The sequence below is a fragment of the Mesorhizobium sp. M0808 genome, from assembly GCF_040320025.1.
GTDB lineage: Bacteria > Pseudomonadota > Alphaproteobacteria > Rhizobiales > Rhizobiaceae > Mesorhizobium.
In genome coordinates this window covers 15,551-28,137 of the sequence record NZ_JAMYOX010000019.1, presented here as the reverse complement: position 1 = coordinate 28,137, position 12,587 = coordinate 15,551, and the positions used below count along the sequence as shown (strand labels likewise).

Here is a 12,587-nt window from a genome sequence, read left to right as displayed (position 1 = left end):
TGCCGGCAGTTCCGGCTGTGTCAGATCACGGTGTCCGTCCAGCGGACGATTTGCCCTGCCGCATCGCCGAACGCGGCATCGAGCGCGCCGACATAGGCCTGGTTGCCATTGCCCGAAACGGGCGCGATTGCGCTAAACGTCTTCGAAGCGCGCACTTCACCGTTGCGATCGTTCAACAGGCGCACGAACAGCTCGACCTCGGCATGTTCGCCACCGTCGACACGCACCTCGAACGAGCGGATCTCGACGATCACCTGATAGTCGATCGCCAGCCCCTCGCCTGGCTTGCCGACGCCGGTGAAGCTGCCCGAGCGCTGGAACGTCTCTGCCAGCCGCGCCTGTACGATCATCGGCAGCCGGTCGGCCCATTGCGCGCCCTTGAGATACTGGATCGATCGCGGCGATGGCTTAATGACGATGTTCTGGCTGTCCAGCGCCTTGAGCGCCGATGGCTGAGCGATGAGTATCTGGCGACGGCTGTGGGCACGCGCTTCCAGCGACGGCGCCGAAAGCTCAAACGTATCCAGCGGCGCCGGCTTGCCGCCCAGCGCCGCGCAGCCGGCGAGCGAAAGCGCCAGCAGTGCCGCTCCGGTCTTGAACCCACTCGATCTGACGCTGCCTGAACTGATCGACTTCAAACGCGATCCCCCCCGGATCGTGGAAACAACGCGCATCCGCAAGCTATGTTCTTGCGGTGGGCGCAGGCCGAAGTCAACGGCGCACCCTGCCGTCGAACTGCCGGACCTCACCCTCGCCGCCGGACAGGATCCGCTGTGGATTGCGGCTGAGGTCGGTCACCGCCTCTTCGATGCGGTTGATCGAACGACGGCTGTCCTGGACCAGCGATTCGACGTTTTGCAGCCCCTGTCCCGAGAACCGCGCCAGATTGTCGGTGATGGTGCCGAGGCGGGCGTTCAGCGTGTCGGCGACCTGCTTGAACGATTTGAGCGTCGCCCTGGCATCGGCCATGACGCCGTCGGCCTGACCGGAGCCGAGCAGTTTGTCGACCTTGGCAAGGATACCGTCGACTCGCACCGAGGCATCGTTGAGGCGTCCTGCGAGCTGGTGCGCGTCTTTGATGGTTTCGTCGATGTCGTCGGCCCGGTTGGCGAACTTGTTGGTCACCTTGGCGATGTCGGCGGCAGCCTCGTTGGCGTTTTCGCTGGCCTTCTGGATATTGGCCAGCGCGGTGCGAACCTCAGCCGGATCGATGCCGTCGAGAACGCCGTCGACCTTGGCCAGCGTGCCTTGCGTCTTCTGGGCGAACTCGTTGATCGAGCCTACCGCGGTGTCCACGTTCTTGATGACCGTGTCGAACTGCTTGCTGGTTTCCTTGAGGTTGGAAGTGACCGTGTCGACATTGGCGACGATGCTCTTGATCTGGTCCTTGTCGACGGCGTTGAGTAGCCCTTCCGCCGCCTTCAGGGTGCCGTCGAGCTTGCCCGAAACACCCTTCAGTTCGTCCGCCAGCGAGCTGACGCTGGCCAGGAACTTGTCGACGCCGTCCGCATTCCTGGCCAGTGCATCGGAGAAGGTCTGGACATTGTTGACGGTCTGCGTCAGCGGCCCGCGAACATCCTTGGTGAAGCCTTCGAGCTCCGAAAGGACCTTGTCGGCGCGGGTGAAGATGTTCTGCGCTGTCTGTAGCAGATTGGTGACCGCCGACGGGTTGGCAACGATCTCGGCGACACGGCCTTCCTTTTCCGCCTCGTCGAGAAGTTTTGGCTCTTTGGGGTCGGCGCCCTTGAGTTCGATGTTGGCCTGGCCGGTGAGGCCGGCAAGCCCGATATCGGCCTGCGTCGACTTGGTGATAGGCGTATTCCGGTCTATTTCGGTGTCGGCGATAGCAGCGGTCGGATTGTCGACGTCGATATAGACACGGCGCACGTCGCCGACTTTGACGCCATTGAACAGCACGAAGCTGCCACGGCCGAGCCCCGAAGCGGAGCCTGGAATGCGCACGCGCAGCACCGTCGTCTCACCCTTTTCGCCGATTGCCGCCGTCCAATAGACGAAAGCGAAAGCCGCGAGGATCGCGGCCAGCGTGAAAATGCCGACAATGACGTAGTTGGCCCTGGTTTCCATTGCTCACTTATGGCTATGCGCGCGCCGCAAGATCAAGTTGCCGGGCGCGTTTTCCGCGGAAATAGGATTTTACCCAGGGTTCCTCGCTCCTGAGCATGTCGTCGGTCGTGCCCTCGACCAGCACTTTCTTGTTGCCAAGCACCGCCACGCGGTCGCACGCGGTAAACAGCGTGTCGAGATCGTGCGTGACCATATACACGGTCAAATCCATCGTATCGCGCAGTTTGACGACCAATTCGTCGAACTCAGCCGCGCTGATCGGATCGAGCCCGGAAGTCGGTTCGTCGAGGAAGACGATATCCGGATCGAGCGCCAGAGCGCGCGCCAGCGCAGCACGCTTAATCATGCCGCCGGAGAGCTCGGAGGGGAATTTCTGCGCCGCATCCGGCGGCAATCCGACCAGCTCGACCTTGAGCATGGCAAGTTCGTCCATCAGCTTCTTCGGCAAATCGAGATATTCGCGCATCGGCACCTGGACGTTTTCGAGGACGGTCAGCGCCGAAAACAGCGCACCATGCTGGAACAGCACGCCAAGCCGCATGTCGATGCGAAGGCGCTCCCTTTCGGTTGCCCTCTCGACGTCGACCCCGAACAGTTTGATTGTTCCCGATTGCTTGCGCGTCAAGCCAAGGATGGTGCGCAAGAGAACAGATTTGCCGGCACCGGAGGCACCGACGAAGCCGAGAATCTCCCCGCGCCAGATATCGAGCGATAATTTGTCGAGAACGACCTGATCGGCGAACGACACCGTGACGTCGTGCGCCGACAGCACGATCTCGTCTTCTTTGGCTTTCGCCGCCACCTTGGTCGTGTTTGTGCCCGGCAGCGCCATCTCAGAACTCGATCGCTGCATAGAACATGGCGAAAAGCCCGTCGAGGATAATGACCACGAAGATCGACTTCACCACTGAGGCGGTCACATGCTGGCCAAGCGATTCGGCGCTGCCGCCAACCTTCATGCCCTCGACCGAGGCGATTATGCCGATGATCATGGCCATGAACGGCGCCTTGATCAGGCCGGCAAAGATGGTGCTGAGGTCGATTGCGACACGCAGCCGGTCGATGAACGCTGCCGGTGCAATATCGGAGTAGAGCCATGCAGCCAAAATGCCGCCGCCCAACGCGGCAAAGTTGGCGACGATCGTCAGGCAAGGCAGCGCGACGACCAGCGCGACCAGCCGCGGAAACACCAGCACGCCGATTGGATTAAGACCGATCACCTTCAGCGCATCGACCTCCTCGCGCATCTTCATCGAGCCGATCTCGGCGGTGATCGCACTGCCGGAGCGGCCGGCGATCATGATCGCCGTCATCAGCACGCCGAGCTCGCGCAGGATCAGCACCCCGACCAGGTCGACGACGAAGATGTCGGCGCCGAAATAGCTGAGCTGATAAGCGCCTTGCTGGGCGACGATCGCACCGACGATGGCCGACATCAGCACGACTACCGGTATGGCGCCGACACCCATGCGATCGATCTGGTTGAAGATCGCCGCCATGTTGACGGCATGGCCACGGCCAAGCTTCATCTGCGAGCCGCGTATCGTGGCGCCGAGGATATTCATTGCGGCCAGGAAATCGTCGCGCATCTCATAAACGCGCCGGCCAACCGCCTCGAGCCCGCGAATGATGAAGTTGGGCGGCTTTGCCGGACCTGATTCGGGCTCGCGTCTGACCGCATCACCGACGGCGCCTAGCAGGATCGAGGCAATCTCGCTTTGCCCCTGCATCGTGATCTCGACGCCCTTCTTTTCGAAGCTGCTGACCAGGCGGTCGATCAGCCACGCCCCGGCAGTGTCCATCTTCTCGATTTGTGAAAGGTCGAGCGCCAGCGTCTTGAAGCCGCCGCGCTTCTCGATCTTACGCATCTCGGCATCGACCAGGGCAACGGTACGTGTCGTCCAGGTTCCCGAGAAAGCGCAGCCGAGAACGTCGCCCTCCTCGCCGATCGCAATGCGCGGCTGGTGGTCGGGCTCCTTGGCAGGGCCGCTTGCGTCGCGTTTGCGGATGGTCAACATGGCGTCCTGTTTAGCCTGACGGGGCCGACCTGTCGATTTGCCGATATCCTCCTTGTCGCACAGCTGGAGCAGAAAAATATGGCGCGTGTCATTTCGGTCGAGGCCGAGCGCTTTCCGATAGCCGGGACCTTTACCATTTCGCGCGGCTCGAAGACCGAAGCGGAGGTGATTTCCTGCGCCATCACCGAAAACGGCCGTACAGGACGCGGCGAATGCGTCCCTTACAAGCGCTATGGCGAGACCATGGAGGGTGTGCGCGACGCGATCGAGGCGATGCGCAGCGAGATCGCGCGCGGCATCAGCCGCATCGCCCTGCTCGATGCCATGCCTGCCGGCGCGGCACGCAGTGCCATCGACTGCGCGCTCTGGGACCTGGAAGCGAAGATCAGCGGAACACCGGTGGCGCATACGATACGAACCGTTCCGTTACGACCGCTTGAGACGGCGTATACATTGTCGCTCGCCGAGCCGGAGGCGATGGCGGCGCAGGCCCGCGCTAACGCCCAGCGCCCGCTACTCAAGGTCAAGATCGGCGGCGACAACGACATTGCGCGCATCCGTGCAGTGACGGCGGCAGCACCCGACAGCCGAATCATTCTCGACGCCAATGAGGGCTGGAATGACGACAATATCGTCGCAAACCTCGCCTTTACCGCCGAGCACGGTATCGCCTTGATCGAACAGCCGCTGCCGGCGGGACATGACGGTATTCTTCGCCACATCGCGCATCCGGTACCGATCTGTGCCGACGAAAGCGTGCACGAGGCGAAGGACCTTGAAGCGCTTGTCGGCCTTTACGACGCCGTCAACATCAAGCTCGACAAATCGGGTGGCCTGACCGCTGCACTCGTGCTTCGCGACCGCGCCCGCGAACTGGGTCTTGGTGTCATGGTCGGCTGTATGATCGGCACATCGCTTGCGATGGCGCCGGCCGTGCTGTTGGCGCAGGATGCCGATTTCGTCGATCTCGACGGTCCGCTGCTGCTGGCCCGCGACCGCGTTCCCGGTCTCGTCTACCAAGGTTCGCTGGTGTCACCGCCCGAGCGGGCGCTGTGGGGCTGAACGCGCGGCAAGTCCGATCAGAGCCAGGCCCGTCAGGGCGATCGGGATCATCGCAAAGAAGCCATTCGCGCCGAAGCGGTCGTAAAGAGGACCGGAAATCAGCGTCGCCGCCGCCATGAAGAAGCCATTGGAGAAGTAGGCGATGCCTTGCGCCGCCCCGGTGCGTTCTTCCGCGACCGTCTCACCGATCATCTTTTGCAGGCCGATCAGCACCAGCGCCACCGAAACCGCGTGCAGCGTCTGGATCGCGAAAAACCCGCCAACGCCAAGCCCAAGCGGCCAGATCAGCGGAAAGGCGAACCAGCGCACGATCGCGCCAATCCCGGCAATCAGCATGATCGAGACGACCGAGAAGGAGGCGAAAGCGCGGGTGAAAACGACGAACATGCATATCTCGGCGACGACGCCCCACCCCCACAGAAGCCCGACAACCGAATCGCTGATGCCGATCGACTTCCAGTAGATCGACACGAAACCGTAGAGAAATGCGTGGCTGGCGGTGATGACGCCGACGCCTGTCGAAAAATAGAGGAAGTACCGGTTGAGGAGTTTCGGTGCCGATTGCTGGATATCGGCGGCCGAAAGCGGCGAGGCGCGGCGTGGACGGCCGAGGCGCGGCGCAATCAGTCCGGCGGCTAGCGCGGCACACAGCGCCGCGAAGATGATCACCGGGACAGCCTGGGCACCGCTCGCCGACAGGATGAAACCGCCGGCGAGATTGGCGCAGAGATAGGAGATCGAGCCCCATTTGCGCATGCTTGCGTAATTCGAGCCGAAGCGGCGAACACCTGAAAGGGCGAGCGAATCGGCAATCGGCGAATGCGGCGTCCAGACGACCGTCAGGGCCAGCGACACGGCAAGTACCGTTGCGTAGGTCGGCGGCAGGAGGTAGCCGGCGGACAGGATCAGCGATGCGGCGACCAGCGCAACATAGACATTGGCGCGGTCGCTCGCTTTGTCTGCCAGCGCAGTAAGAAAAGGCGTCGTCGCCACGCGCAGGAACATCGGCGCGGCCAGGATCACGGCTATCTGTTCGGCATGGAACCCCTTCGCCTGCAGCCACAGCGGGAAATACGGCACATGCGTCCCGAGCGGAACGAAGAGCGTAAAGAAGATCAAGCTCATGCGCAGTTCGAAATGGCGTGGCTTGACGAGCTGTTCGGGCGAAAGCGGCGGCAGCGAGGACATTGACAGGCGATCCGTCGGCACGGCACTCAGCCGGGTCGGCCCGCCACACCTGCCGCTGCTTAACACGGCGAAAAAGTCGATGAAACCGCTGGACTAACCGATTGAAGCGAGATGCGGCCGGATTTGGTCAAGCCGCCTGGACTGCCCTGCCCTTGATGTCGATCGGCACGAGCACCTCGCTGCCGACCGGAGTCTCCGGCAGGACATGCGCCCAGTGCAGGATCTCCATCCGGCCGTCAAAATGCTCGACCACCGCCGTGCAGCTCTCCACCCAATCGCCGGTGTTGATGTATTGCACGTCCTCATAGCGTTCGATCGCGGCATGGTGGATGTGCCCGCAGATCACGCCGTCGACATGCGAGCGGCGCGCCTCCTCGGTCAGCACGGTCTGGAACGAGCCGATGAAATTCACCGCCTTCTTGACCTTGACCTTGGCCCAGGACGAGAACGACCAGTAAGGCAGGCCGAGCACCTGGCGCAGGCGCGTGATGACGCGGTTGACCAGCATCGCCGCGTCATAGGCGTAGTCGCCGAGATAGGCCAGCCAGCGCGCATTATGGACGACGGTGTCGAACTGGTCGCCATGGATGACAAGAAGGCGTTTGCCATCGGCGGTCTCATGGATGGCGCGGTCGGCGACGACAATGCCGCCGAAATGAACGCCCTGGAACTGGCGTGCGAACTCGTCATGGTTTCCGGCGATGTAGGTGATACTGGCGCCCTTGCGGGCCTTGCGCAGCAACTTCTGGACGACGTCATTGTGGCTCTGCGGCCAATGCCAGCTCCGTCTCAAGCGCCAGCCGTCGACGATGTCGCCGACGAGATAGATGATATCGGCATCGTGATGGCGCAGGAAATCGATCAGGAACTCGGCCTTCGCCGCCTTCGATCCGAGATGGACGTCGGAGATGAACATGCTGCGGAAAGTGCGGGGCTCTGCGCCGGACATCATTTGTCACCGTTGCTTTCGCGTGAGGCTATGCCCCGATTTATGCAACAAGCGTATGACGGTTGCGATTGGTCCAGCCATACGGGTAGGTTGCCGCGGCAATCAGAGGAGAAAACCACCATGGATCTCGGCATTCGCGGCAAGAAGGCCATCGTCTGCGCTTCGAGCAAAGGCTTGGGACGCGGCTGCGCCATGGCACTGGCAGAGGCAGGTTGCGATCTGGTGGTCAATGGCCGCAACGCCGACGTGCTGGCCAAAACTGCCGCTGAACTGCGCGAGAAATTCGGCGTCAAGGTGACCGAAATCGTCGGCGACGTATCCAAGCCCGATGTCCAGAAGGCGCTGCTTGCCGCCTGCCCCGATCCCGACATCCTCGTCAACAACAATGGCGGTCCGCCGTTTCGCGATTTCCGTGCGCTCGACCGCGAAAAGATCCTCGAAGGCGTCACCCAGAACATGGTGACCCCAGTCGAACTGGTTCAGGCGGTGATCGACGGCATGGCGGCGCGCGGCTTCGGCCGCATCGTCAACATCACCTCGCTGTCGGTCTATGTGCCTATCCCCGGCCTCGACCTGTCGTCCGGCGCCCGCGCCGGCCTCACTTCGTTCCTCGCCGGCGTCGCGCGCACGGTGATCGACCGCAATGTGACGATCAACAACATGCTGCCGGGAAAACTCGATACCGACCGGCTGCGCGGCCCGCACGAGGCCGGCACGCCCGAAGATCCGGCCGCCGCCGCCGCGCGCAAGGCGCAAGCAGCGGCCAATGTTCCGGCCAAGCGACTCGGCACGCCGGAGGAATTCGGCCAGATCTGCGCCTTCCTGTGCTCGGTCCATGCCGGCTATCTGACCGGACAGAACATACCGGTGGACGGCGGCCTCTATGTCAGCGCGTTTTAGTGGGTATCTGACGCTTTGGTATCCGCTGGGAACGGCGGGAAACGACCCATTGCGGACGTTGTAGCCATCAGCATAAGCTCCGCCAATGCAACACTCGTCCCTCGTATCCTTCCTCAACGGCGACAAACTACCGGACGAGCTTTGGCAGGAGATTGAAGCCGAAGTGACCGAATGCGTGACCGCCGCATCCAAGCCTGGCTCCGTGGGGCATGTCATCAGCACTGAGGGGCCAAATACGATCATTGACCGTCGGCATGTGGACGTGCTGGTTAACGGGCTGGCGGACGGCACGCTCCCGGTCCAAGCCGCCGCCTATGTTGCCGATGCGCTGATCATGAGCGACGACTTCAACTTTGCGGACGAGGGCCTCTTGGAGGTTCTGTTCTTCCTGTCAGACGAGAGCGCGCCCCTTTCGCGAGAAGAGGAGCAAGCGCTGCAGAGCCGCCTTTCGACGGGACTGTAGCGTCCGCTTTCCATCCATTGCGGGCCTTGCGTCTTTCGCAGATACTGGCGGCATGGTTGAACTGGCCGGGCGGAATTATGAAGCAACGATTGGCAGTGATGTTCAACGGGATGGCATGTACCTGGAGCTCGTCGACCAGGACAATCACATAGTGGGCGAGATTTTTTTCTCGGACATTGATGGAAAGATGACGATTACCTTAGGTCAGCCCGAGGTTTCCGTCGAAGTAGTCGAATGGATGATTGCTAAAGCCAAGGTTCGCCTGCCACCGACTGATCCTGTTTCTCCTAACGACGGATCGGGAGGAGTACTGTGAAAACCTTCGCAGAAAGAATGATCGGCAAGTCGATACGGTCCGTTGGAAGAAGTGAAGAAGGGTACGGGATTACTGTTCTTTTCTCCGACGGCACCGGCCTTACCGCCTATTCAGAGGTGTCGCTGCGCATGAGTGACGCAGCAAGCGGTTCGCACATCGAACGCGTCACATCTACCGATCAAGAGATTACCTTTCACTTGGAAGGGGATGACTTCGTCGCGATCTCGACCGACCGTCAAAAGCACGACGCCGTCGAGTTGTTCGTCTACCAAGACACGGACGGCACCTTTATCGTCGAGAACTAAGCGACCGCCCTCCACACATAATGATCATTCGAACCGGCGCCGACATAGCTCGCCGCAGCACTACTTCGTCGCAAACATCTTCCACAGCAGATCGCAAAGTTAGGGTAATGCGAGGCAGAGCGTCGCGCTTGCGAGATATCACCTCTCGAAAAGCCTCGGCTGCATGCTAAGAGACTCAAAACACCAAACGGACTGAACTGAGGAGGCGGCCGTCATGACAGGCGAAAGCAAGAAGGCGGCCCGATCCGACCTCGACGAAGCAGCGCTCTATTTCCATAAGCACCCCCGTCCCGGAAAGCTTGAAATCCAGGCGACGAAGCCGCTCGGCAACCAGCGCGACCTGGCGCTTGCCTATTCGCCGGGTGTCGCCGCCCCCTGCCTTGAAATCCGCGACGATCCGGCAACCGCTGCCGACTATACAGCCCGCGCCAATCTGGTCGGCGTTGTCACCAACGGTTCGGCGGTGCTCGGCCTCGGCAATATCGGTCCGCTCGCCTCCAAGCCGGTGATGGAGGGCAAGGCGGTGCTGTTCAAGAAATTCGCCGGCATCGACGTCTTCGACATCGAGATCGATGCACCGGGCATCGAGCGCATGGTCGAGACGATCTCGGCGCTGGAACCAACCTTCGGCGGCATCAACCTGGAAGACATCAAGGCGCCCGAATGCTTCGAAGTCGAGGAACAGTTGAAAGCCCGCATGGGCATACCGGTCTTCCATGACGACCAGCACGGCACCGCCATCATCGTCGCCGCCGCTGTGCTCAATGGGCTGGAATTCGCCGGCAAGTCCATCTCGGACATCAAGATAGTCACGTCAGGCGCCGGCGCTGCGGCGCTTGCGTGCCTCAACCTTCTGGTCTCGCTCGGCGCGCGGGTCGAAAACATCTGGGTCACCGACCGGTTCGGCGTCGCCCATAAAGGCCGTGTCGAGGAGATGGACCGCTGGAAAGACCCCTATGTGAAGGACACCGAGGCGCGCACGCTGGCCGACGTTCTGCCCGGCGCCGACGTGTTTCTCGGCCTGTCTGCCGCCGGCGTGCTGAAGCCGGAATTGCTGCACCATATGGCGCCCAAGCCGCTCATCCTGGCGCTGGCCAATCCCAATCCCGAGATCATGCCGGAAGCGGCGCAGGCAGCGCGGCCCGACGCGATGATCTGCACGGGCCGCTCCGATTTCCCCAACCAAGTCAACAACGTACTCTGTTTTCCTTATATCTTCCGTGGCGCGCTGGATTGCGGCGCAAGCGCCATCAACGAAGAGATGAAAATGGCTGCTGTGCGAGCGATTGCAGCGCTTGCCCGCGAAGAGCCGTCCGACGTTGCCGCGCGTGCCTATTCCGGCGAGACGCCGATCTTTGGTCCGGAGTTCCTGATCCCCTCGCCTTTCGATCCGCGGCTGATCCTGCGCATTGCCCCTGCCGTCGCTAAGGCAGCCTGCGAGACCGGCGTCGCGACCCGGCCGATCACCGATTTCGCCGCCTATATCGACAAGCTGAACCGCTTCGTCTTCCGCTCCGGCCTGGTCATGAAGCCGGTGTTCTCGATGGCCAAGATGTCGAGCGCCAAACGCGTCATTTATGCCGACGGCGAGGACGAGCGCGTGCTTCGCGCCGCCCAGGTCGTGCTCGAGGAAGGCATTGCCGAACCGATCCTGATCGGCCGCCCGCATGTCATCGAGGTGCGGCTGAAGCGCTACGGGCTGCGCATCAAGCCGGGCGACGATTTCGGCTTGATCAACCCGGAAGACGATCCGCGTTACCGCCACTATGTCGACCTTTTGATCGAGCTTGCCGGCCGGCGTGGGGTGACTACGGAAGCGGCGCGCACCATGGTGCGCACCGACAATACGGTGATCGCCGCCCTTGCCCTGAAGCGCGGCGACGCCGACGCCATGGTCTGCGGCCTCGAAGGCCGTTTCGAGCGCCATTTGCGAAACGTCACGCTGATCATCGGGCCACGCGCCGGCATTAGGGATCGCGACCTGTCGACGCTTTCCATGCTGATCTCGCAGCGCGGCATCATCTTTCTCACCGATACCCATGTCTCGGTCGACCCGACCGCCGAGGAGATTGCGGAAATGACCGTTCTGGCGGCCGAGGAGATTCAGCGTTTCGGCATCGAGCCCAAGGCAGCGCTACTGTCGCATTCTGATTTCGGCTCCCGCGATTCGCCAAGCGCCATGAAGATGCGGCAGGCGGCGGCGATCCTGGCGCGCATCGCGCCAGACCTGCAATGCGACGGCGAGATGCATGCCGACTCGGCATTGTCGGAGCAGCTGCGCCAACGCGTCTATCCGCATTCGCGGCTGAAAGGCGAAGCCAATCTGCTGGTGTTCCCCAATCTCGATTCGGCGAACATCACACTGACGGCGCTGCGCACAATGATGGACGCGCTGCATGTCGGCCCGATCCTGCTCGGCACCGATAGCCCGGCGCACATATTGACTCCGTCGGTCACGTCGCGCGGCGTCGTCAACATGACGGCACTGGCCGTGGTGGAAGCCGCGCACAAGGCGCAAGCCATCGTCGATCTGGGGTAGCCGCGGGCTTTCTCAGATTGGCCTGAACCGGAAATGTCCTGTCTGCCTGAAGGCAAACAAAGTGTCCTCTTCTTTGGCGCCGCCGCCGATATTGTGAATAACCAGCCTTCTTGTCGGCACCACAGTGGAGCGATTGGACGACACGATGGCAATATGCGGCAGATTGCCCGGCAGCATCTGGGCGACAAGATCCCCAGGCCGATAGTCGGCGGGGTCTTGGCTGACGGGCAAGGCGGCACCGCGCCGCTCGAAATAGACCGCAAGATTGGGCACACGGCGGTGGTCGATGTTGCGGTCCGGCGCTTTCAGGCCCCAAGCCTTCGGATAGGCGGCAAAATTGGCCCGCATATCCTCATGCACCAATTCTTGCAGATCGAAATCGAAGGCGCGGCGATAGGCACGGATCACGACATCCGTGCACACACCCCGCTCGGGCTCAACGTCCCCGCCCGGATAGGCCAGGCGTGTATAGGTCGGATCGTAGAGTGTGGTGACGCCGATCTGCTCACGGGCAGCTTCGACCAATTTGGTACCCCAATCCGGCGTGATGGGCTTTTCCTGCGCCATGGCAACCGGCATCGCCAGGCACAAAAGACCAAATTGCAGTGCGGCTCGACGGGTAATCGCGGTCATGCCAAGCCTCCGGGCATTGCTGGATCCGGGCATTCTTCTGGGCGAATACGCCTTTTTCGTGCAGCAGCAGGATGTCGCGGTTCTGGCTCTGTCCGAATACGTCGTGTGGCGTGGTCGACATGCCAGCAC

13 protein-coding genes are annotated in these 12,587 nt (G+C 61.9%); 6 read left to right on the top strand and 7 right to left on the bottom strand.

The features are described 5' to 3' along the window. Positions 1-20 precede the first annotated feature (20 nt). The 4 genes from NKI25_RS20945 to NKI25_RS20930 are packed head-to-tail and all read right to left on the bottom strand — an operon-like array spanning position 21 to position 4,103. On the bottom strand, positions 21-674 hold the full coding sequence (locus NKI25_RS20945; RefSeq protein ID WP_352502487.1) for an ABC-type transport auxiliary lipoprotein family protein: 654 nt from the start codon (positions 672-674) through the stop codon (positions 21-23). Between the two features lie 37 nt (positions 675-711). Continuing rightward, positions 712-2,085, bottom strand: coding sequence for an MlaD family protein (locus NKI25_RS20940; RefSeq protein WP_023679998.1), 1,374 nt, complete (start codon positions 2,083-2,085; stop codon positions 712-714). 13 nt (positions 2,086-2,098) lie between these two features. Beyond that, positions 2,099-2,917 carry an ABC transporter ATP-binding protein gene (locus tag NKI25_RS20935; RefSeq protein WP_352999267.1) on the bottom strand — a complete coding sequence of 273 codons (819 nt, stop codon included), beginning with the start codon at positions 2,915-2,917 and terminating at the stop codon, positions 2,099-2,101. A 1-nt stretch (position 2,918) separates the two neighbouring features. Then, positions 2,919-4,103: an ABC transporter permease gene (locus NKI25_RS20930; protein ID WP_352593552.1), complete on the bottom strand. Its 1,185-nt coding sequence runs from the start codon at positions 4,101-4,103 to the stop codon at positions 2,919-2,921. A 78-nt stretch (positions 4,104-4,181) separates the two neighbouring features. Here NKI25_RS20930 and dgcA point away from each other — a divergent pair, with 78 nt between their 5' ends. Further along, positions 4,182-5,165 (top strand): N-acetyl-D-Glu racemase DgcA, encoded by a 984-nt coding sequence (gene dgcA / locus NKI25_RS20925; RefSeq protein ID WP_352999265.1) that lies wholly within the window; start codon positions 4,182-4,184, stop codon positions 5,163-5,165. Here the strand turns inward: dgcA and NKI25_RS20920 are convergent. Both NKI25_RS20920 and NKI25_RS20915 read right to left on the bottom strand, forming a co-directional pair. Then, a complete protein-coding gene (locus tag NKI25_RS20920) occupies positions 5,136-6,353 on the bottom strand; it encodes an MFS transporter (RefSeq protein ID WP_352540619.1) in 1,218 nt (405 codons plus the stop codon). The two genes, dgcA and NKI25_RS20920, sit on opposite strands and share 30 nt — an antisense overlap. Before the next feature lie 127 nt (positions 6,354-6,480). Continuing rightward, positions 6,481-7,302: a UDP-2,3-diacylglucosamine diphosphatase gene (locus tag NKI25_RS20915; RefSeq protein ID WP_352568769.1), complete on the bottom strand. Its 822-nt coding sequence runs from the start codon at positions 7,300-7,302 to the stop codon at positions 6,481-6,483. A gap of 120 nt (positions 7,303-7,422) precedes the next feature. Between NKI25_RS20915 and NKI25_RS20910 the strand changes: the two genes are divergently transcribed. The 5 genes from NKI25_RS20910 to NKI25_RS20890 all read left to right on the top strand — a co-directional run bounded on the left by NKI25_RS20910 (position 7,423) and on the right by NKI25_RS20890 (position 11,825). After that, a complete protein-coding gene (locus NKI25_RS20910) occupies positions 7,423-8,202 on the top strand; it encodes an SDR family oxidoreductase (RefSeq protein WP_352448726.1) in 780 nt (259 codons plus the stop codon). A 163-nt stretch (positions 8,203-8,365) separates the two neighbouring features. Then, a complete protein-coding gene (locus NKI25_RS20905; RefSeq protein ID WP_352999263.1) occupies positions 8,366-8,665 on the top strand; it encodes a hypothetical protein in 300 nt (99 codons plus the stop codon). Positions 8,666-8,717: 52 nt separating this feature from the next. Further along, on the top strand, positions 8,718-8,981 hold the full coding sequence (locus tag NKI25_RS20900) for a hypothetical protein (RefSeq protein ID WP_352568771.1): 264 nt from the start codon (positions 8,718-8,720) through the stop codon (positions 8,979-8,981). Beyond that, complete coding sequence (locus tag NKI25_RS20895; protein WP_352568772.1) at positions 8,978-9,286, top strand: hypothetical protein; 309 nt, start codon at positions 8,978-8,980, stop codon at positions 9,284-9,286. Before NKI25_RS20900 ends, NKI25_RS20895 begins: the two co-directional genes overlap by 4 nt. Positions 9,287-9,500: 214 nt before the next feature. Then, a complete protein-coding gene (locus tag NKI25_RS20890) occupies positions 9,501-11,825 on the top strand; it encodes an NADP-dependent malic enzyme (protein WP_352999261.1) in 2,325 nt (774 codons plus the stop codon). Between the two features lie 12 nt (positions 11,826-11,837). Here NKI25_RS20890 and NKI25_RS20885 read toward each other — a convergent pair whose 3' ends face one another. Next, positions 11,838-12,458, bottom strand: a complete 621-nt coding sequence (locus NKI25_RS20885) for a DUF1287 domain-containing protein (RefSeq protein ID WP_352999259.1) — start codon at positions 12,456-12,458, stop codon at positions 11,838-11,840. Positions 12,459-12,587: the final 129 nt, after the last annotated feature.